The sequence below is a fragment of the Photobacterium sp. 270122K genome (assembly GCF_059941365.1).
In genome coordinates, this window is the sequence record NZ_JBPOEN010000007.1 from 76,407 (window position 1) to 95,204 (window position 18,798).

Annotated in this window: 22 protein-coding genes; 7 read left to right on the plus strand and 15 right to left on the minus strand. The window is 51.0% G+C overall.

What is annotated here, in order from left to right; genetic code table 11:
- Nucleotides 1-59 precede the first annotated feature (59 nt).
- The 3 genes from tilS (at nucleotide 60) to ACSF8W_RS13605 (ending at nucleotide 3,208) form a co-directional block, all read left to right on the plus strand.
- Nucleotides 60-1,430 (plus strand): tRNA lysidine(34) synthetase TilS, encoded by a 1,371-nt coding sequence (gene tilS, locus ACSF8W_RS13595; protein WP_500847859.1) that lies wholly within the window; start codon nucleotides 60-62, stop codon nucleotides 1,428-1,430.
- 27 nt (nucleotides 1,431-1,457) lie between these two features.
- Nucleotides 1,458-1,769: a c-type cytochrome gene (locus ACSF8W_RS13600; protein WP_500847860.1), complete on the plus strand. Its 312-nt coding sequence runs from the start codon at nucleotides 1,458-1,460 to the stop codon at nucleotides 1,767-1,769.
- Between the two features lie 224 nt (nucleotides 1,770-1,993).
- Complete coding sequence (locus tag ACSF8W_RS13605; protein WP_500847861.1) at nucleotides 1,994-3,208, plus strand: aromatic amino acid transporter; 1,215 nt, start codon at nucleotides 1,994-1,996, stop codon at nucleotides 3,206-3,208.
- A 162-nt stretch (nucleotides 3,209-3,370) separates the two neighbouring features.
- Here ACSF8W_RS13605 and ACSF8W_RS13610 read toward each other — a convergent pair whose 3' ends face one another.
- From ACSF8W_RS13610 to tsaA, 6 genes are all read right to left on the minus strand, one after another.
- The gene (locus ACSF8W_RS13610) at nucleotides 3,371-3,559 is read right to left on the minus strand and encodes a DUF4250 domain-containing protein (RefSeq protein ID WP_500847862.1); all 189 of its coding nucleotides are present in this window, start codon (nucleotides 3,557-3,559) and stop codon (nucleotides 3,371-3,373) included.
- A complete protein-coding gene (locus ACSF8W_RS13615; protein WP_500847863.1) occupies nucleotides 3,559-3,765 on the minus strand; it encodes a YaeP family protein in 207 nt (68 codons plus the stop codon). The genes ACSF8W_RS13610 and ACSF8W_RS13615 overlap by 1 nt, the downstream gene beginning before the upstream one ends.
- A gap of 160 nt (nucleotides 3,766-3,925) precedes the next feature.
- A complete protein-coding gene (locus ACSF8W_RS13620) occupies nucleotides 3,926-4,783 on the minus strand; it encodes a GGDEF domain-containing protein (protein WP_500847864.1) in 858 nt (285 codons plus the stop codon).
- Between the two features lie 76 nt (nucleotides 4,784-4,859).
- On the minus strand, nucleotides 4,860-6,008 hold the full coding sequence (locus ACSF8W_RS13625; RefSeq protein ID WP_500847865.1) for a patatin-like phospholipase family protein: 1,149 nt from the start codon (nucleotides 6,006-6,008) through the stop codon (nucleotides 4,860-4,862).
- Between the two features lie 101 nt (nucleotides 6,009-6,109).
- Nucleotides 6,110-7,825 (minus strand): proline--tRNA ligase, encoded by a 1,716-nt coding sequence (locus ACSF8W_RS13630; RefSeq protein ID WP_500847866.1) that lies wholly within the window; start codon nucleotides 7,823-7,825, stop codon nucleotides 6,110-6,112.
- Between the two features lie 138 nt (nucleotides 7,826-7,963).
- Nucleotides 7,964-8,653: a tRNA (N6-threonylcarbamoyladenosine(37)-N6)-methyltransferase TrmO gene (tsaA, locus tag ACSF8W_RS13635; protein ID WP_500847867.1), complete on the minus strand. Its 690-nt coding sequence runs from the start codon at nucleotides 8,651-8,653 to the stop codon at nucleotides 7,964-7,966.
- Between the two features lie 193 nt (nucleotides 8,654-8,846).
- Between tsaA and ACSF8W_RS13640 the strand changes: the two genes are divergently transcribed.
- Complete coding sequence (locus tag ACSF8W_RS13640) at nucleotides 8,847-9,116, plus strand: type B 50S ribosomal protein L31 (RefSeq protein ID WP_500847868.1); 270 nt, start codon at nucleotides 8,847-8,849, stop codon at nucleotides 9,114-9,116.
- Complete coding sequence (gene ykgO / locus ACSF8W_RS13645) at nucleotides 9,113-9,238, plus strand: type B 50S ribosomal protein L36 (protein WP_047875828.1); 126 nt, start codon at nucleotides 9,113-9,115, stop codon at nucleotides 9,236-9,238. The genes ACSF8W_RS13640 and ykgO overlap by 4 nt, the downstream gene beginning before the upstream one ends.
- Before the next feature lie 114 nt (nucleotides 9,239-9,352).
- Here the strand turns inward: ykgO and ACSF8W_RS13650 are convergent, their stop codons facing one another.
- The 3 genes from ACSF8W_RS13650 to metN form a co-directional block, all read right to left on the minus strand.
- Nucleotides 9,353-10,168 (minus strand): MetQ/NlpA family lipoprotein, encoded by an 816-nt coding sequence (locus ACSF8W_RS13650; RefSeq protein WP_500847869.1) that lies wholly within the window; start codon nucleotides 10,166-10,168, stop codon nucleotides 9,353-9,355.
- Nucleotides 10,169-10,294: 126 nt separating this feature from the next.
- The gene (locus ACSF8W_RS13655) at nucleotides 10,295-10,981 is read right to left on the minus strand and encodes a methionine ABC transporter permease (protein ID WP_500847870.1); all 687 of its coding nucleotides are present in this window, start codon (nucleotides 10,979-10,981) and stop codon (nucleotides 10,295-10,297) included.
- The gene (metN, locus tag ACSF8W_RS13660; RefSeq protein WP_500848017.1) at nucleotides 10,971-12,005 is read right to left on the minus strand and encodes a methionine ABC transporter ATP-binding protein MetN; all 1,035 of its coding nucleotides are present in this window, start codon (nucleotides 12,003-12,005) and stop codon (nucleotides 10,971-10,973) included. The genes ACSF8W_RS13655 and metN overlap by 11 nt, the downstream gene beginning before the upstream one ends.
- Before the next feature lie 381 nt (nucleotides 12,006-12,386).
- Here metN and gmhB point away from each other — a divergent pair, with 381 nt between their 5' ends.
- Entirely contained in the window at nucleotides 12,387-12,947 is a 561-nt protein-coding gene (gene gmhB / locus ACSF8W_RS13665; protein WP_500847871.1) for a D-glycero-beta-D-manno-heptose 1,7-bisphosphate 7-phosphatase, read from the plus strand.
- Nucleotides 12,948-13,284: 337 nt separating this feature from the next.
- On the plus strand, nucleotides 13,285-13,623 hold the full coding sequence (locus tag ACSF8W_RS13670) for a hypothetical protein (RefSeq protein ID WP_500847872.1): 339 nt from the start codon (nucleotides 13,285-13,287) through the stop codon (nucleotides 13,621-13,623).
- 209 nt (nucleotides 13,624-13,832) lie between these two features.
- On the opposite strand, the gene ACSF8W_RS13675 is transcribed toward ACSF8W_RS13670, so the two are convergent.
- Genes ACSF8W_RS13675 through ACSF8W_RS13700 form a run of 6 tightly spaced genes read right to left on the minus strand, consistent with a single transcriptional unit; the run spans nucleotide 13,833 to nucleotide 18,794 of the window.
- The gene (locus ACSF8W_RS13675; RefSeq protein WP_500847873.1) at nucleotides 13,833-15,050 is read right to left on the minus strand and encodes a tetratricopeptide repeat protein; all 1,218 of its coding nucleotides are present in this window, start codon (nucleotides 15,048-15,050) and stop codon (nucleotides 13,833-13,835) included.
- Between the two features lie 9 nt (nucleotides 15,051-15,059).
- Nucleotides 15,060-15,692, minus strand: coding sequence for an energy transducer TonB (locus tag ACSF8W_RS13680; protein ID WP_500847874.1), 633 nt, complete (start codon nucleotides 15,690-15,692; stop codon nucleotides 15,060-15,062).
- A gap of 4 nt (nucleotides 15,693-15,696) precedes the next feature.
- Entirely contained in the window at nucleotides 15,697-16,104 is a 408-nt protein-coding gene (locus ACSF8W_RS13685) for an ExbD/TolR family protein (protein WP_428478607.1), read from the minus strand.
- Between the two features lie 24 nt (nucleotides 16,105-16,128).
- A complete protein-coding gene (locus ACSF8W_RS13690) occupies nucleotides 16,129-16,656 on the minus strand; it encodes a MotA/TolQ/ExbB proton channel family protein (RefSeq protein ID WP_500847875.1) in 528 nt (175 codons plus the stop codon).
- Between the two features lie 9 nt (nucleotides 16,657-16,665).
- A complete protein-coding gene (locus ACSF8W_RS13695) occupies nucleotides 16,666-18,027 on the minus strand; it encodes a MotA/TolQ/ExbB proton channel family protein (protein ID WP_500847876.1) in 1,362 nt (453 codons plus the stop codon).
- The gene (locus ACSF8W_RS13700) at nucleotides 18,027-18,794 is read right to left on the minus strand and encodes a DUF3450 domain-containing protein (RefSeq protein WP_500847877.1); all 768 of its coding nucleotides are present in this window, start codon (nucleotides 18,792-18,794) and stop codon (nucleotides 18,027-18,029) included. The genes ACSF8W_RS13695 and ACSF8W_RS13700 overlap by 1 nt, the downstream gene beginning before the upstream one ends.
- Between the last annotated feature and the right edge of the window lie 4 nt (nucleotides 18,795-18,798).

Genomic DNA, 18,798 nt, shown 5'->3' on the forward strand with positions numbered 1-18,798 from the left:
GCGCGATGATCCCCGCCTTTTGATATACTTGCTTTGTCACTGCTTTTGGAATGCTCTCAATGCTTTATGCAACCCTACACCGTTTTCTTCAGACGCAGCAAATCCCTGATACCCGTTACGTGCTGGCCCTTAGTGGGGGCATGGACTCGCGGGTGTTGTTGCATTTGCTGGCGCGCTATCAGCAGGCATACCCTGATGTGGTTTGTCAGGCGGTGCATGTGCACCATGGCCTGAGCGCCCATGCAGATACATGGGCAGCGCAATGTGTGGCGTGGGCGGCAGCGGTTGGCATTGAGTGTGTGGTCGAGCGCGTGACGCTGCCTGACGGGCCACGACAAAGCGTTGAGCAGTTAGCGCGTGATGCGCGTTATCAGGCGTTAGCAAAGCATGTGGATGCCCATACCGTGTTATTGACCGCCCAGCATGCCGATGATCAGCTGGAAACCTTTTTACTCGCGTTAAAGCGCGGCAGCGGCCCGGCCGGCTTATCTGCCATGCCGGCACACATGGCATTTGCTGCCGGACAGCATTACCGTCCGTTACTGGATGTCCCCCGAGAAGCCATTGAGCAGTATGCCCATACCCACCAGTTAGCGTGGGTGGAAGACGAAAGTAACCAAGATACGCGTTACGATCGTAATTTTTTGCGTCATCACATTACGCCAGTGTTAGCTGAACGTTGGCCGGGGATCCGCAAGGCGGTAGCGCGCAGTGCGGCATTGTGTGGCGAACAAGAGCGGTTACTGGAAGAGTTATTGGCTGTGCAATTGGCGCAGGCCGTACAGCCCGATGGCAGCTTGGCGATCGCGGCGTTGGGCAGCGAACGGCAAGGCAAAGCCCTGATCCGACTGTGGCTGGCGAAACAGGCTCTGTTAATGCCCTCACAGGCACAATTGGCTGAAATGTGGGACAGCGTGGTCGGTGCCAAGGCCGATGCCAATCCGCAATTGTGCTGGCATCAGTATACCTTGCGTCGTTTTCAGCAGCGGCTGTATGTGGTGCAACCGTATGCCGCGATCGATCAGATTGTGTTGCCGTGCCCGTTAGATACCCCGTGTGCGCTGCCTACCGGATTGGGCACCCTGTCGCTGCAACGTATTTCGGGGGCAAACGTGTTACCCCAATCGGCTCATACGACCTTGCGTGCACCAGAGAAGGATGAAGCGGTCACGGTGCGGTTTGCTGCACCAGCCGGGCTGGAAGTCTGCCCGGTAGGGCGATCGGGTAAGCGGAAATTGAAAAAGCTGTATCAGGAGTACGGCGTACCGAGTTGGCAGCGTCGTCGTTTACCATTGATTTTTTACGGTGAACAGCTGGTGGCAGTGGCGGGCATCTTTGTGGTGGCGGCCTTTGCGGGAGATGAGTGTGACATCGTGTGGCATACCGACGTGACAGTGCGACAGGCTGGCGGAAAAGCAGGCACACCCTAGAACAATGGACAAATGAAGGAGGAAGTAATGAAAAGCGTGTTAGCCAGTGTATTGTTAACGGCGGTCATGGTCTCGCCCGCCATGGCGGCGGGGGATCCTGTGGCAGGGAAAGCCAAATCGGTTATTTGTGCGGCGTGCCATGGGGCTGATGGCATTGCCACTATTCCAAGTTATCCAAATCTGAAAGGTCAAAATGCCCAGTATCTGACCAGCGCGCTGAAAGCGTACCAGAGCAAGGAACGCACCGGTGCGATGGCGCAGATGATGCAGCCGATGGCGGGGATGCTCAATGATCAAGATATTGCTAACCTTGCCGCGTACTATTCACAATTGAAATAGCGCTTGCTGGCGCGATCCCGTGATAAAAAGCAAACGGGAAAGGCACGACGATCACACATTGGTGGTGATCGCCGTGCCTTTTTTTATGTGGCGCAGGAATTTCTCCTGCAACGAATCACTGTGCGGGGTCTTTTTTGATAAAAAGATAATCTTCAGTTGCTTAAATAATCAGAACATATTATCGTACTAGCACGCTGATACATTAATCATATTTAGGAGTCATTATGAGTAAACCATCCACACTCGGGGGAGCCTGTATAATCGCCAGTGTTTGCGTCGGTGCAGGCATGTTGGGCCTACCCAGCGCCGGTGCGGGTGCGTGGACGCTATGGAGTGTGATTGCCATTTCTTTCACGATGATCATGATGACGCTATCGGGCTGGTTATTACTTGAAGCTCTTAAACATTATGAGTTTAAAGCCTCATTCAATACGGTGACCAAAGACGTTCTTAGCAGTAAGGTGAATGTTATCAATAACTTGTCGCTGTATTTTGTCGGTGGGATTTTATTGTATGCGTACATCTCAACCGCAGGGGATATTTTTGGAGGCATGCTTTCTATCGGCACGAAACCCGCGTCGGTTTTATTTGTAGCGTTGTGCTCGGCGTTTGTTTTGCACTCCACCCGTGCTGTTGACCGTATCTCCATTGTCTTGATCTTATTTATGATCATCAGCTTCGTGCTGGGTATTTCCGGTTTGGCTTCACAGATCAGTGTGCCGGTTCTTTTCGGGCAAGCTCAAGGTGATGCGCCGGCGTACTCCAGTTATGCCCTTGCGTTACTGCCGGTTGCGTTGACGTCCTTTGGTTACCACCATTCTGTGAGCACCATGCGTGATTATTATCAGGATGAGCAGCAAGCGAAAAAAGCGATCTTGGCGGGCACGGCCATTGCCCTGACCTTCTATTTGGTGTGGGTGATTTGTATCTTCGGTAACTTGCCTCGCGAATCTTTTGGTCCGGTCGTGAGTGCGGGCGGCAGTGTGGATGCGTTGTTGTCTGCCCTGACGACGGGTGTTGACTCTAACAGTATCAAGCAGGCGCTGAACATTTTCTCTATTGCTGCCGTGGTGTCTTCTTTCATTGGTGTTGGGCTGGGCGTGTTTGACTATTTAGCCGATTTCTTTGGCTTTGAAGATACCAAGCAAGGTCGATTCAAAACGTGGGCAGTCACTTTCCTTCCGCCATTGTTGTTCTCATTGGTGGCGCCGTTTGGCTTTGTGGCGGCGATTGGTTTAGCGGGTGCAGCAGCAACGATTTGGGCCTGTATTATTCCGGCGACCTTGGCGAAAACCTTGCGTCAACGCCAACCTGAACAAACCGGCTTTGTGGTACCGGGCGGGAACCTGACCATTAATGTCGTGATCACCTTTGGGGTCTTGACCGCGGCCTTCCATGTGTTGGCGATGGTCAATGTATTACCGGTATTCAAAGGCTAATCGCGAAGACTTAGCACCCAATACCTCAGCATCTTCAGTTATCAGTCTGATGTGCAATAAAAAACGGAAGCCTTGGCTTCCGTTTTTTTATGCTTTGTCTTTTGAGGTGGCAGGAGGGATGCTGTGATCACACCGGCTCAGTCCAAAATACAGCATGAGCGATTAACGAAATTGCTTCGCATCCGGCAGGTAATCGAACCCCGCGGCGGCCAGTTTGGCCACCAGTGCGTCTTTGTCGATATCATAGAACGCCACGAGGTTATCGAGATCGGTAAACTCATCACGTAACTTCATGTTGACGATGCTCATCAGCATCACCGGATCCATCTTTTCAAAGTTGCTTAAGTTCATTAGGCGTCCTCGTGATCGCTCATCAGCAGATTAGCGGCAGCGAAAGCCGCGCGCTCGCGTACGTCGAGTGGCAAGGTATCATTAGCAGCGATGTCGTTAAGTGTCGTAATGGTGCACTGAATGGCGTTCGGGATATAACCTTGGTCACCACTGCCAATTTGTGCATACATCATGCGGATCAATTCACAACAGTCATAAACTTTCATCGTTTTTCTTCCTTAAACAGTGATTTTATTAATGCCTGTACCGTGATTAAACCGGTCAAAGGCATTGATGAAATCACTGTCATGAGGCGAAGGCCTCGTGTGTTGCGTATCAGTATGAGAACAGGAATGACTATACCAGAGGTTACCGAAGAGGGGAAAATCACTTCGTGCGTTTATGTTGGTAGAGATGACGATCAGCGCGATCGATCAAGGTAGTCGTCGTGTCGCCAGGCTGGTGGTTGGTGAACCCACAGGAACAACCAATATTGAGCGCCTGCATCGTATTGTCGGTCAACATGCACTGTTGGATACGCTTGATCACATGCTGTGCCGAGGTGTCGCTGGCCGGTTGCAGTAAGACGGCAAATTCATCGCCCCCGATGCGGTAACAGCGATCAGACGCACGCACCGCGTGTTTTAGCAGGGTGGAAAAATGGCGGATCACTTTATCACCATCTGGGTGACCAAAGCGATCGTTCACCTGTTTGAAATTGTCGAGATCAAACATCGCTAAGGCTAATCCGACTTGGCGGCGCTCACTCATGGCCAGCGCATGGTGCAAGTCTTGCTCAAAACGACTGCGATTGCCCAAGCCTGACAGGTAATCCCGCAACGCCATTTGTTTTACGCGGCGGTATTCCAGCGCATTGATCAGCGGGCCGGCAAACAGGCGGTGGTAGGTATGAAGCAGATTGACTTCGTCTTTATCGAGCGGATAAGGGGTGTGGTACAGTAACTTCCCTAATTCATTTTGATTAAACCGTAGCAGAAAGGCCTGACGATACCCTGTCGCAGGGCCACGTCGTACCAATGTAGCGGTTTCCTCTTGTTCCCAAATCAAGCGGCTAAGATCGATTTGCTTTTCGATCTCACGGGCCAATACCTCAAACAAAAGGTGTAGGTCGAGTTTACCTTGCAGTCTTTGCAAAATAAGCAGGCGCTGATCCGCCCCAAGCGGCTTGGTACGGGGTTTGCAATTTTGTGCTGTATTTTGCGAGATCGTAATGTCTGGTTTCATACTAGCGTCAAAAAAATGTTAGGGCGGTCACTATAGTGGGTTGTGAAGACATTTCAATAGTTAATAAATAAATATATCAGTAGGATGATGATTTATTTAAAAAAGTGCGAAGTTCAGCTTCTTTTTCCAACACATCTTCATAACCCATCTGGATCAACGCCTGAATGTAAGCCGGCTCAAACAACAGGTAACTGGTAATGGCGGCGTCATTTTTTGGACTGATCCCAATCAGACGCATTAACGCACGGGTCATCGGAGGAAGGTGGCTGTAATACTGCTGCACGAGCGGCTCAAAGGAACGGCGTGGGGAGAGGTGAATATGCTCAATATTACGCATGTCGATGTTGTTGTTGGACGAGCTGTGGGTGTGTGCCAATTGGGTCAGTAAGGCATTGGTGCGAGATAAATTTTCTAAATCGGCGGCCAAGGTATCACTGAAAATGGTATCCATCAGGTGACCACCAAGGGTCGCGAGACCAGGGGCTTGGCGATGATCGGGCGGACTTTGCTGTTGATTAATGAGATCGATGATCAGAATTTTGTCGGCACCCATTTTCAGTGAGGGCCGTAACGGCGCTAATTGGTGAATGGATCCATCCCCATAGTAGCTCTGGCCTAAGCGGGTAGCTGGAAACACCAAGGGGATCGCAGCAGAGGCCAATAGATGATCGGTGGCGATTAAGGAACGGCGTCCTTTTGATTTCGCCCGATCCCATTCGGGAATAGAGGCATGACCTTGGAAAAAACTGACAGAATGGCCACTTTTGTAACTGGAGGCGGTAATCGCGATACCGTGTAAATGACCCGCGGCGATTTGTTTTTCCAAGCGCGGATAATTGTTCACTTGGTTCAGCAGGTGGCGTAAAGGACGGTTGTTGAGTAACCCAAAGGGAGGGCGATCGTGGTGCGTGGCTTGCAGGCGAGCAAAGCCTTGTCGTGCGAGATAGCCTGTTGTGCCCAGTGGGGTGGTGGTGAAGATGCGGCGGCTGTGCAGGCGAGACCAGATCCATTCCAGTTTTTTGACGCCCAAGCGAAAACAAGAGGCATAGCTGGCCAGCGCAATGGCATTGATGGCACCGGCAGACGTACCGCTGTAGATAGCAAAGGGACTATGGTGAACACGCGGATACCACTCGGCAATGGCTTTCAGTACGCCGACTTGGTAGGCCGCCCGTGCTCCACCACCGGTCAGTAGCAAACTGATCTTGGGTGTCGATCTGGTCATTTGCTCTCCTTGCGTGATGATCCTTAGTTAACTATATATGAAAATGCCCCCATAAAAAAAGCCTCCGCGAGGGAGGCTTTTTATGTGCTGACTGAAATCAATTAAGCCATTTTTTGCTTAAGGAATTCAACGATACCTTCTGCAGCAACGTTTTCTTTGTTGCCAGTGCGACGGTTTTTGTATTCCATCTCACCGTTATCTAGGCTGCGGTCACCGATCACGATAGTGTGAGGGATGCCGATCAGTTCCATATCAGAGAACATCACGCCTGGGCGTTCTTTACGGTCATCAAACAGCACTTCGATACCCATTGCAGTCAGTTCAGCGTATAGCTTCTCGGCCGCTTCTTGAACGCGCTCAGATTTGTGCATGTTCATTGGTACGATAGCCACTTGGAAAGGCGCAAGCGCGTCTGGCCAGATGATGCCGTATTTATCGTTGTTCTGCTCGATAGCAGAAGCGACAACACGGGATACACCGATACCGTAACAACCCATCTCTAGGATAGAGTTCTTACCGTTTGAATCGAGAACGCTACAGTTCATCGCTTCTGAGTACGTGGTACCTAGCTGGAAGATGTGGCCGACTTCGATACCACGCTTAAGCATTAGCGTACCTTGACCACATGGGCTTGCATCGCCTTCTACGACATTACGTAGGTCAGCCACTTGGCCTAGCTCTACGTCACGACCCCAGTTGATACCGAAGTAGTGTTTGCCGTCGATGTTGGCGCCCGCGCCGAAGTCACTCATTACTGCTACAGAGCGGTCAACGATGAATGGCAGCTCAAGACCCACAGGGCCTAGAGAGCCTGCACCTGCACCGATGAGTGCTTGCATTTCTTCTTCGGTTGCCATCTCTAGTGGAGAAGCCACTTCAGCCAGATTTTCAGCTTTGATTTCGTTTAGCTCGTGATCACCACGGATGATCAGTGCAACGATAGAAGCATCGATTTCATCAGACGCTTTAACGAACAGTGTCTTAACGGTTTTTTCGATTGACAGACCGTGTTGCTCAACCAATTCCGCGATAGTTTTCGCGTTTGGTGTATCAACCAGCGTCATCTCTTGTGTTGGCGCTGCACGCTCAACAGCAGGGGCTACTGCCTCTGCTTTTTCGATGTTCGCAGCGTAATCAGAGTCTGTCGAGAACGCGATCAAGTCTTCACCGCTTTCTGCCAATACGTGGAACTCTTGAGAGCCGTTACCACCGATAGCACCTGAATCGGCCAGTACTGGACGGTATTCTAGGCCCATGCGATCGAACGCTTTACAGTAAGCATCGTGCATCGCTTGGTAAGATTTCTCTAGGCCCGCTTTGTCGATGTCGAAGCTGTACGCATCCATCATGCAGAATTCACGTGCACGCATGACGCCGAAACGTGGGCGACGCTCATCACGGAATTTCGTCTGGATCTGGTACAGGTTCAGCGGAAGCTGCTTGTAAGAGCTCACTTCGTTACGCACAAGGCTAGTGATCACTTCTTCAGCTGTTGGGCTAAGTACAAACGGACGAACATGGCGGTCAGTAAAGCGAAGTAGCTCAGGGCCCATCTTTTCAGAACGGCCTGTCTCTTCCCATAGTTCAAACGGCTGCACAACGGGCATCAAGGTTTCGATTGCACCGGCATTGTCGATTTCTTGGCGAACGATGTTTTCGACTTTACGCAGAACACGCAGACCTGTAGGTAGCCAGGTGTATAGACCTGAAGCCAGCTTACGGATCATACCTGCACGTAGCATGAGCTGGTGGCTCACTACTTCTGCGTCGTTTGGAGTCTCCTTCAGGGTAGAAAGAAGATATTTACTGGTACGCATTGATGGTATCCGTTTGTTGATAGGTAAATAAGGGGATTGGGATTAACCCACCGCCACTAAGGCGTTAACGATACAGTTTACCAGCCAAATCCCCTTTCGCCAAAGGGATCAGACTGGCGCTGACAGATATTTGTGCGATTAGCGCAGGGCCAAGACAGTCACACCGCTATCGCTGACAGTGAAGCGAACATTGTAGTCAAACAGGTTGACCGCATATTCCTTGTCATCGGCTTTGCCTTTTTTGTACGCAGGGCGCGGATCTTGGGCTAACACTTCTTCGATCACCGCGCGTTGACGCGCCATGTGTTTGCCGACGAATTGGCGTTCGGCCTGCTCAGTGAAATGCACCGGTAAGGTATCCGGCTCTTCGCTGGCAAAGCCACCTTGTGCGTCTGGCAGGCTGTCGGAGTAAGGGATGTAAGGCTTGATATCGATAATCGGGGTGCCATCCACCAAATCCACGCCGCCCAGCTCAATGATCACATTGCCGTCTTGCTGGCGCACGCCGATCAACTCGACCGCTGACATACCGATGCCGTTAGGGCGGAACGTCGCACGACTGGCAAACACGCCGATACGCTCATTACCGCCTAAACGCGGGGGACGTACAGTGGGGCGCCAACCTGCTTCTAGATTTTGATCAAACAAAAACAGTAACCATAAGTGACTGAATTGCTCGATGCCACGCACGGCTTCAAGGGCATTGGCATCGCCTTGCAACACGATTTCAGATCGCGCACTAGGGACAAGACCCGGCTGGCGGGGCACTGCAAACTTTTCTTTGTATGGGGAGCGGATCACCCCAATCGGTTCAATCTGGTATGGCATGGATTCTGGCTCAAAACAGGGTTGCGCTGACCTTATCATAAAAATAGGACTTGATCTTTATTGAGAATAGTTATCAAATGTTATGTTATAACATATCGTGATTTATCTTGGGATATCAGTATCTCGGTATCGAGATGCCGGTAGAGATCGCTGAGCGTGAACGCAAACAGAGAGCAAACAAGAGGAGAAGGTGATGAAAGCAGGTATCCATCCCCAGTATCGAAAAGTGGTGTTTCATGACACCAGTGTGGATCAGTACTTTGTGGTGGGGTCGACGTTAGACACCGATCGCACGATTGTGTGGGAAGACGGGCAGACCTATCCGTATTTCACCTTGGATGTGTCATCGGCCTCGCACCCGTTTTATACCGGTAAACAGCGCGTGGTGCGCAGTGAAGGTCGCATGGCCAACTTTACCCGTCGTTTTGGTCAATTTGGCCGTGAATCAGGAGAGAAAGAATGAAAGTCGTGAGTTCGTTAAAAAGTGCGAAGCAGCGTCACCGTGACTGCCAAATCGTGAAACGCCGTGGCCGTTTGTACGTGATTTGTAAATCGAATCCGCGCTTTAAAGCGGTGCAGAAATAACGCGTGCTGTATCGAGACAAGGCGCGTGTGCTCTGGGTACAAAGAGAAAGCACAAAAAAAGCTGGCAGGTGCCAGCTTTTTTTATGTGGATGTAATGAGAGTGGGCGAGGGTGATTACCAGCCTTTCACCACGCCACCTTGGAAGATCTCTTGTGCAGCGTTGTACACGGCATCTGACTGGTAGGCTTTAATGAACGTCTGCACGTTCTGCGCATTGACATTGTCTTCACGCGCCACAATCAGGTTCACGTATGGGGATTCTTTGTCTTCAACAAAGATACCGTCACGCTCTGGCGTCAGGTTAATGCTGCTCGCGTAGGTGTTGTTGATGATCGCTAGCTGTACATCATCCAATGAACGTGGCAATTGTGCGGCTTCCAGTTCCACAATCTTCAGATCTTTTGGGTTTTCCACAATATCCAGTACCGTCGCGGTCAGGCCTGCACCGTCTTTCAGCTTCAGTAAGCCTTTTTGTTGCAGCAGCAGCAGTGAGCGGCCAAGATTCGTTGGGTCGTTTGGTACGGCAATTTGATCGCCCGCTTTTAGCTCATCAATATTTTTGATTTTGCTGGAGTACGCGGCAATCGGGTACACAAAGGTGTTACCGGCAATCGCAAACTTGTAGCCGCGATCTTTGATTTGTTGGTCAAGGTACGGTTTGTGCTGGAAAGCGTTAGCATCAATCGAGCCCTCTTCCAGTGCGGCATTCGGTGAGACGTAGTCAGTGAAAGACACTAACTCCACGTCCAAGCCGTATTTGTCCTTGGCTTCTTTGGCGGCGATTTCAGCGACTTGCTCTTCTGCACCCGCCATCACCCCAATCTTCACTTTGTTATTGTCTACGGTGGCTTCTTTCTCGCCACAACCGGTGAGGGCAAGGGCTGAGGCAAGGCCTGCTACGACAACCAAATTCTTTAAATTAAACGCCATGATACTTCTCCTTAAACTGGGGTTTTCCGTAATACTAGATGTTATAAGTGTGTTGTGTTTGCAATCGTGTATTGGGTTCGCGGCGATCCTGCCGCGATACCGAATGGGGCTGACGATGTGTTGTGGTTAGCGGTGATCCAGGCGTTTGACCCAATAATCACCGGCTGATTGAATCGCTTGAACCAAGATGATCAGCATGACAACCGTGATCAACATGACGGTGCCATCAAAGCGTTGGTAACCATAGCGGATACCGACATCCCCGAGGCCGCCGCCACCGACGGTACCGGCCATGGCGGAATAGCTCACCAAGGTCACCAAGGTGATCGTCACGGCATTGACGATGCCCGGCAAGGCTTCAGGCAGTAGCACTTTGCTGATGATTTGGGTGGGTGTTGCGCCCATAGCTTGTGCCGCTTCCACCAAACCATTGGGCACTTCCAATAGCGCCCCTTCAACGAGACGGGCGATAAACGGAATGGCGCCCACCGTGAGCGGAACAATGGCCGCTGCGGTACCGATGGAGCTGCCCACCACAAAGCGGGTAAACGGAATAATCGCCACCAACAGAATAATGAACGGAATAGAGCGCCCGATATTGGTGATCACGCTCAGAATGCGGTTCACGTTGCGGTTGGCCAGCAAGCCGTTATCTTTGGTCAAATGCAGGGCAACGCCGACCGGAATACCGATCAGAAAGCCAATCACACCGGATGTCAGTACCATTACCAGCGTTTGTCCTAATGCATCCATCAACAATTGGATCAGGCGTTCGTTTTCCGCCCACCATGTACTCAATGACTCAAGCGACATACCCTAATACCTCCACGTTGACTTTGTGATCACGAAGGAAGGCAATGGCTTGCTCCGCTGCGTGCTCGGTGCCGAGCAGTTCAGCCAGCATCAAGCCAAATTTTACGCCACCGGCATAATCCATATCAGAGCTTAATATGCTGATATCGATATCAAACTCGCGGGCAACTTGCGAGATCAACGGCGCATCTACCGATGCCCCGGTGAACTCTAAACGCACCAATGGGTAAGTCAGGGGTTGGCGCTCAGCCACCATGCGTTGGCGGTAATCTTCGGGGATCGACAGATCCAGCGTCGAGCGAATGAACTCCCGTGCCAGCGCGGTTTTCGGGTGGGCAAAAATATCACCGACCGGGCCTTTTTCGACGAGCTCGCCATCACCAATGATCGCCACTTCCGAGCAAATGCTTTTCACCACATCCATTTCGTGGGTGATGAGCAAAATGGTGAGGTTAAGCTGACGGTTAATTTCTTTTAGCAACGTCAGAATGGAATGGGTGGTGGCCGGATCCAAGGCGCTGGTGGCTTCATCGCATAACAGCACTTTAGGATCAGAGGCTAACGCACGGGCAATCGCTACGCGCTGTTTTTGTCCGCCGCTTAAATTGGCCGGATAGGTATCGTGCTTTTCTGCCAGGCCGACCAGTGTCAGTAATTCGGTGACTTTGGTATTGATCGCGCTTTTATCTGTGCCAGCAAGCTCTAAAGGCAACGCAACATTGTCAAACACGGTTCGGGAAGAGAGGAGGTTAAAATGTTGGAAGATCATCCCGATCTTACGTCGTGCTTGAGATAAGGCTTTACCATTAAGCTGGGTTAAGTCGGTGCCATCGACAATGACTTGGCCATCCGTAGGACGTTCAAGCAGGTTTACGCAGCGGATCAGGGTACTTTTGCCTGCACCTGATGAACCAATCACCCCAAAGATGGTGCCTTGAGGGATGGTCAGGTTGATATCTCGCAAGGCATGAATCGCTTTGGTGCCCTGATAGAAGATTTTATTGACTCGGTTTATTTCAATCATCGTCATTCCTGCATCCTATACCGTGTTGATGATCAGCCGACCCTTCATTGGTCGCTACCGGTATATTGTTGTGTTGTTTTGCAATTTTTCGTTATTTTTATATTGTGTGTTCACGGAGTGTTAACCACATCTATGGGTTTGATGCTATGGGTTAACATATGTGAAGTCAATAGATATTTTTACGTCTGGACGTCTAAATGGCTCTGCCGCTGTTTTGCCCTGAGAGCGGCCCTGAAACATGGTCTGTTGTCCCTGTCAGAACGCCTCGCCTGAGCGGCGCTTGACGGGTATTGTGGGCGAGCGGAGAGAAACAGGTGAATCCGAACCTGAGGCGTGCCATAATTTGACCCTATATAGAGACAGTAAATCAGAGGGCTGACCTTGTCCAAACCAGCAGTTTTTATCGATCGTGATGGTGTGATCAACGTTGATCACGGTTATGTACATACCGTTGATGATTTTGAATACATCGATGGGGTGTTTGAGGCTTGTAAAAAGCTTAAAGACATGGGCTACCTACTGGTGCTTGTGACGAACCAAGCTGGCATTGCGCGTGGCATGTACACGGAAGATGAATTTCTAACCCTGACCGAGTGGATGGACTGGAACTTTGTCGATAACGGCGTGGAGTTTGACGGTATCTATTATTGTCCGCACCACCCAACCGAAGGGCAGGGGGATTACCTGCAAGACTGTGACTGCCGTAAGCCTAAAGCGGGTATGTTTAAGTCTGCGAGCGATTTCTTGAAAATCGACATGGCGAATTCTGTAATGATCGGTGACAAAGCCGATGACATGACAGCGGCCGCAGCGGCAGAGGTAGGCACGAAAATTTTGGTGCGTACAGGTAAGCCAGTGACAGACGCTGGTGAAGCGTTGGCGGATGTGGTGCTAAATAGCGTCGCGGATGTCCCTGCATGGTTGGCTGCGCGTTCTGCGTAACGTTCATCAGTTACTACCATAAGTAACGCCCATCACTCATGCGCAGCATGGAATGAATGCGATGAAGCCGCCTGTTTAGGCGGTTTTTTTACGCCTGCGGTTTGGCGCGTATAGGGGCGACGACGTGTTGGCGAATTTAGCCGAAATGCGAACAGATTTGCCACGCGTCTTATATTGCAAAGCGACTAAAATTGTTAACCCACTGATCTCATAAGATCTTTTTTCTGGCACGCATACTGCACTAGTTAGCTTGCAAGGTAACTAGACATGCCTGCCCACCATGAAAGGCAGTAGGGGCTAATGAGCAGGTGATAAGCAGCGTACAGGAGCGAGCGAAATGAGTAAGACAATAGCGGGTGCAGTGGTGGGTGTATGGATGGCAATGGTAATGAGCGCGCCTGTGCATGCCCAAGCAGGCAGTGATTGGCAGTATGATTTGGATGCACAAATGCAGCGTCAAAAGGTCGAAGCGATTAGCACGGTCACCGCTGAACTAGAGGCGCAGATCGCTTCAACGGTGACCCGAGCAAATGTATCGACCTTAGAGGACATGACACAGCGTCAAGCGACACAATTGGCGGAGGTGACCCCCGTTCATTCAGACACGGTAGAAATGATGAACGACGATGACCACTCAGATGTGGTCGCCAGTGTTCGCCGCGAAGCTGAGCAGTAAGGCGTGGGGAAATGTTGAAATTAACGCCGTTGAAAATAACGTGGCAGAAAAAGCCTGTGATATTCACGCATAAAAAAAGGGAAGCGTATGCTTCCCAAAACAGTGTGACTGACTCACACAGAGATTCAATAATGTGTTGAGCGCCCCAGCACGCAAGGCATAAGGGCGCGCGGACTGGGGCATTGACCGAGGATGAACCGAGAAACGGTTTAGCTTTGATCCTGTAAGAAGTTAATCCAAGGGCCGGCGATCGCTTGCATTTCTTTTGATTGCGCTGCCGTTTTCATTGCTTTCAGTGCGTTAGTCGGTTGCTCCAACTCGAAATAGGCCATGCCGCGTAGGTAGGCTAATTCCGCTTTGTCATCCCCTTTCGCATCGGGTGCCGCTTTCAAGGTAAATTGTGTGGCCGATTTGTATTGTTTGTCTTGAATCATCAGACGGGCAATCTTCATCTGCGTTTTTACCGTTGGCTTCATTTCATAGGCTTTACGATACGCAATAATGGCGTCGTCGAGCGCTTTGGCTTGTTGCCAGTAGTTACCCAATTTATCTTGGTTTTTTGCGGTACGGGCAATGGTGCCTTTCCCCATTTCATCTTCTAGCGTTTTGGCCGCGCGGTATGGGATCCCCAAATAGGCTTGGAAGTTGGTCAAGCGAAGTAACTCTTTCTCCTCGCTAAGCAGGCCAAATTTATGGGCAAGCTCTAGCGTAGCCAATGAGTTTTTCTCCTGATTTAATTCCATGTAAATCCCTGACAACTGCATCCAATACTGCTTTTTCTTCGGATACTTGGTGGTCAGGGTTTTGAGTACCCCCGCGACACTTTTGAACTGCTTAAGCTCATAGTGGGCGGCCATCAGCAGCACATACCACGACTCACTCGGCTTCTTGCTCATGGCAATGGCCTTTTTCGTCGGGGCGATGGCGTTACGGTAATCTTCAAGCTGTACATACGCACTGGCGAGCGTGATATACGCATGTGCCTGTGGTTTTTCATCGGTGGTTTTTGCCACCTCAAACCATTGTTTCATGGTTTTTACGGACTGCTTGAAGTTGCCTTCTGCCAATAACAACTGCGCCAGGCTATAACGTACCTGCTGTGCGACGGGCACGGGCAGGGCATTGGTTTTTAGCGATTTGGTGAAATACTCCGCCGCTTTCGGGTAGTTATCTTTCAGTGAATATAAAAAGCCCATCTGTTGCAGCAAAACAGCGCGATCATACTCTTTCTTGCCTGAGCTATTGATGGCTTTGTTCAGTCTTGCGATGGCATCACTGTAGCGTTCTGTGGCAATCAACTCCTGCACTTTGTTGACGGTACGGAAGGTGCGATCACTCAGTTCTGGGGTGCTGGCCAGTGCCGGTGCCGCGAGGGCACCGGATAGCAAGATGAAAGAAGCCAGCAAATGTTGATAATATTTCTTCATTGTTGACTCCTAGTTTACCGAGAACTCAATTTCTTGTGAAAGACGTGCGCTAACGGGTTTGCCATCAACCTGTTTCGGTTTGAAGGTCCATTTCGATACCGCTTTACGCGCCGCTTTGCCCAAGCCCAGTTTGCGCGGGGACTCTTTGAGTACCTTCACATTCTCGACACCACCACGGGCATTGACCGTGAACTCCACCAACACCACGCCTTTTTCCAGCCCAGAACGGGCGGCTTTACGTGGCATTTGTGGCTGGAAGGTTGCCAGTGGCATCGGGCCACCGCTGCCTTTGACTTGCGCGCCACCGCCTTGGCTGTAATGGCCAAGTACGGAGCCCCCTGTGACATTAACTGGTAAATCCAGCTTTGGCATGTCCATGGGCATCTGCTCCATCACCGGTTTGACCGTTGAGGTGACTTTCATCTCAGGCGGCGGTGGTGGACGTTTGGGTGGCGGCGGCTTTGGCAGCTCGCGTTTTTTCTCCTGTATTTTTTCATCGGGTTTAACGCGAATGAAGTCGACCATGCGTAAGTCTTCATTCGACGTTAGCTCGTGGCGCTCTTTGTTTACTAGCTTGTCCATCCCCCAGAACAATCCCAGGGAGACAACGAGCGCCAGTGCTAATGAGGCCAGATACCGCATAGGCTTAATCCTTATTGGTTGCGGCAATGGAGATGCTTTGTACACCTGCCATTCTGATCTGGTCCATCACCTTCACGACAATACCGGATTTGGCTTCTTCATCAGCCTGAATCACCACGGCACCATCTGGGCTTTCAGCACGCAGACGTTCAATGTTGGCGCGAACCGCATCCACTTCTACGCGGCGTTTATCGACCCATACGTCACCCGATGCGCCCACGGCGACCATAATGTTGCCTTTCTTGACGGTCTGCGCGGTGTTGGCGCTTGGGCGGTTGACGTCGATACCGGCTTCTTTTACGAACGATGTTGTTACAATAAAGAAGATCAACATGATAAATACGATGTCGAGCATCGGTGTCATGTCGATAGCTGCTTCGTCACTGCTATCGCTGCTGTAGCGTCTTTTCATGACCTATCCCTCAATTCCTTTTACTCAGGCAATATGCTTCAACTTATCTTCCAGCTTTTGCGTGGAGACCTTAGCGAGGTGGTCGAGTCGTGAGCTGAAAAACAGCCCCGAAAGAGAAGCGACCATGCCCGCAAGGGTTGGGATTGTTGCCTTTGAGATCCCCGACGCCATGGCGCGGGGGCTTCCTGTTCCTGTTACCGCCAAAATATCAAACACTTGAATCATACCTACCACCGTACCGAGCAAGCCCAGTAGGGGACACAGCGCAATCAGCACTTTTACGATGGGCAGACCCCGTTTGTTTTCTACATCCTGCAAGGAAACCATTTCCTGCCGAATGGCTTTGGCATTCCAGCTTTTGTGCTCGCTGCGGGCCGCCCAAGCGGCCTCGGCTTTTTTGATGGCCTTTGGCAGCACGGCGGTAAAGTAAAACCAGCGTTCTAGCAGTACCGTCCATAGCATGAAGCTGAGGATGAAGATGGCCATTAAGACATCCCCACCCATACCGAGGAAGCGTCGTATTGACTCAATCTCTTCAATTAACCACCACATAGTGCCTCCTTAGCTGTCGGCAGCGTGCAGTTTTTCCTGGTAACGCGCGATAAAGCCTGCACTTTGCTCTTCCAGCATTTGCACCAGACGGCGGCTCTTACTGTGTACGAGGGTGTAGCAGAACAGCAGTGGAATCGCGACAACAAGGCCTAGCATTGTGGTCACAAGGGCTTCAGAGATACCCCCTGCCATCAGTTTCGGGTCACCGGTACCAAACAAGGTAATCGCCTGGAAGGTGCCGATCATCCCCATGACTGTACCCAGTAGGCCGAGTAGCGGAGCCACTGAGGCAAACAGTTTGATTGATACGACGAAGCGCTCAATGCTTGGGGCATTACGCAAGATGACTTCATCCATTTTCGCTTCTAGATCTTCAAGGTTGTCACCTTTGTGATCCAAGTAGGCTTCCATGATTTCGCCAATAGGGTTGCCTTTCAGTACTTTATCCGTCTTGGTTTGCTTGCGCATTTTGCTGCCGATAAGCGTCAGACGTAGGAAACAGAAGAGAGCAATCAAAGCACCTAGCGCACCCATACCGAGGATCACGTAACCCACGATACCGCCCTGGTCGATACGCTCTTGTACCGTTGGGCTCTGTACCAGTAGGGACAGAATCACACCGCGAGACGGGTCAATAAACAAGGGTTCGTAGCTGCCGTTGGCCGCTTCAAAGCCAGGGACGTTACGCATGATGTTTTTGGTTGGCTGACGAGACAGTTCTTCAAACTTGCCCGTCTGCGGGACGTAAGTGACATACTTACCGTCAGCAATGGCATTGAACTCACCCACGATGGTGACATCACGCACGGCTTCTTTACCTTCACCGTACACGACCGTGGCCGGTGTGGTGGTGGTGTTACCTGATACAATCACTTGCTGCAAAATGGTGTGCCAGAAACCTTCTAGCTCTTGCGTCGATGGCAACTCTTTACTTTCAGCCAGTTTGGTCAGCAGAGCATTACGCTCTGGGAACTGGACGGCGTTTTGTGATGCCGCAAACAAGCCTTTAAACTCACCGGCGTACTGACGAACGACCCCAAACATTTCGCCCAGCGTGCCTGAACGCTGACGTAACGTTTCAGTGAGTTCAGTCAGTTGTTTGTCGTTGTCATCAAAAGCGGCTTTTAGTTGTTCGCCGCGTTCTGTTGTGGCTTTGAGTTCAGCACGGGCTTGTTTAAGCAGTGCGGCTTGCTGGTTACGGTCAGAACGGAATTCCGCTTCACGTTGTTTGTTTTCTTTTGACTCAACAATACTTTCGGCTTTCACCGATTTAAGCAGTTCAGCCAAGGATGCCGGTGTTTCGGCCTGGGCCGGTGCGGCGATAACCAGTGCGGTCAATAGGGCCGCAGCCAATGATTTGAATCCTTTCATTATCCTTCCTCCCCAGCAAATACAGGTAGCTTAATCAAGGCGGGTGGCGCTTGCTTCTTCGCTATACGTAGGCCTTGTTGTACCGCGATACGGTAACTTTGTGGCAGGATTTCCCATTGACGTGTGGTTTGGTTCCACATGCCCGTTTCACCCCCATCCGGAGATTGGTAAAGCAGGGCAGTACGGCCAATACGGAGGAAGTCATAGGTCAAGGTCTCGCCGTTACGTTCTAGGCTGGCCTTGTACGATTCAATCGAGCGTGAGAAGCCTTCTTCGATTTGGTAGGCCTCCATCACTTTACGGAATTTTTCCGATGTGGTGACATCAGCGCGATCCATCATTTCACGCAGTTCGCTGATGCGGATACTACGCTCGTCGTTTTGGAAAGGGAGGTCGAGTGCGACAAACTCATCAAGCGCATCAATCATCTTGAGGGTGAGCGGCACAATTTCCATCGCAGTCTGGTCAATTTGTGCGATTTGACGTGTCAGTGAATCCAGTTCACCTTGCTGCGAGTCAACCATACGGCCGATCTGCTCGTTATAGACCGTCATGCTGTCCAGTTGGCGCAAAATGCCTTTGTACTCCGCCAGCATGGCCTCAGTACTGTCAGCGTATTTGTCTACTTTTGCCTGCGAGGTCGCTGCTGCTTTATCGGCTTTTGCTTGTGTCGCAACGACAGTGCCAGAAGGGGCAGCCAGTGCGCTGGCGCTGAGGGTGAGCATGGCGGCAGTGATTGCACTTACGCCAAAGTCCTTTAACGTCATAGTT

Bases quoted from the DNA above. Each gene is read 5' to 3' on its own strand.
- ACSF8W_RS13655 (WP_500847870.1), bottom strand. From the start codon at position 10,981: ATGTCGCTTGAGTCATTGAGTACATGGTGGGCGGAAAACGAACGCCTG.
- ACSF8W_RS13615 (WP_500847863.1), bottom strand. From the start codon at position 3,765: ATGAAAGTTTATGACTGTTGTGAATTGATCCGCATGATGTATGCACAA.
- tsaA (WP_500847867.1), bottom strand. From the start codon at position 8,653: ATGCCATACCAGATTGAACCGATTGGGGTGATCCGCTCCCCATACAAA.
- ACSF8W_RS13650 (WP_500847869.1), bottom strand. From the start codon at position 10,168: ATGGCGTTTAATTTAAAGAATTTGGTTGTCGTAGCAGGCCTTGCCTCA.
- metN (WP_500848017.1), bottom strand. From the start codon at position 12,005: ATGATTGAAATAAACCGAGTCAATAAAATCTTCTATCAGGGCACCAAA.
- ACSF8W_RS13620 (WP_500847864.1), bottom strand. From the start codon at position 4,783: ATGAAACCAGACATTACGATCTCGCAAAATACAGCACAAAATTGCAAA.
- ACSF8W_RS13700 (WP_500847877.1), bottom strand. From the start codon at position 18,794: ATGACGTTAAAGGACTTTGGCGTAAGTGCAATCACTGCCGCCATGCTC.
- ACSF8W_RS13610 (WP_500847862.1), bottom strand. From the start codon at position 3,559: ATGAACTTAAGCAACTTTGAAAAGATGGATCCGGTGATGCTGATGAGC.
- ACSF8W_RS13690 (WP_500847875.1), bottom strand. From the start codon at position 16,656: ATGTGGTGGTTAATTGAAGAGATTGAGTCAATACGACGCTTCCTCGGT.
- ACSF8W_RS13630 (WP_500847866.1), bottom strand. From the start codon at position 7,825: ATGCGTACCAGTAAATATCTTCTTTCTACCCTGAAGGAGACTCCAAAC.
- ACSF8W_RS13695 (WP_500847876.1), bottom strand. From the start codon at position 18,027: ATGAAAGGATTCAAATCATTGGCTGCGGCCCTATTGACCGCACTGGTT.
- tilS (WP_500847859.1), top strand. From the start codon at position 60: ATGCTTTATGCAACCCTACACCGTTTTCTTCAGACGCAGCAAATCCCT.
- ACSF8W_RS13670 (WP_500847872.1), top strand. From the start codon at position 13,285: ATGAGTAAGACAATAGCGGGTGCAGTGGTGGGTGTATGGATGGCAATG.
- ACSF8W_RS13605 (WP_500847861.1), top strand. From the start codon at position 1,994: ATGAGTAAACCATCCACACTCGGGGGAGCCTGTATAATCGCCAGTGTT.
- ACSF8W_RS13625 (WP_500847865.1), bottom strand. From the start codon at position 6,008: ATGACCAGATCGACACCCAAGATCAGTTTGCTACTGACCGGTGGTGGA.
- ykgO (WP_047875828.1), top strand. From the start codon at position 9,113: ATGAAAGTCGTGAGTTCGTTAAAAAGTGCGAAGCAGCGTCACCGTGAC.
- ACSF8W_RS13680 (WP_500847874.1), bottom strand. From the start codon at position 15,692: ATGCGGTATCTGGCCTCATTAGCACTGGCGCTCGTTGTCTCCCTGGGA.
- ACSF8W_RS13640 (WP_500847868.1), top strand. From the start codon at position 8,847: ATGAAAGCAGGTATCCATCCCCAGTATCGAAAAGTGGTGTTTCATGAC.
- ACSF8W_RS13685 (WP_428478607.1), bottom strand. From the start codon at position 16,104: ATGAAAAGACGCTACAGCAGCGATAGCAGTGACGAAGCAGCTATCGAC.
- ACSF8W_RS13600 (WP_500847860.1), top strand. From the start codon at position 1,458: ATGAAAAGCGTGTTAGCCAGTGTATTGTTAACGGCGGTCATGGTCTCG.
- ACSF8W_RS13675 (WP_500847873.1), bottom strand. From the start codon at position 15,050: ATGAAGAAATATTATCAACATTTGCTGGCTTCTTTCATCTTGCTATCC.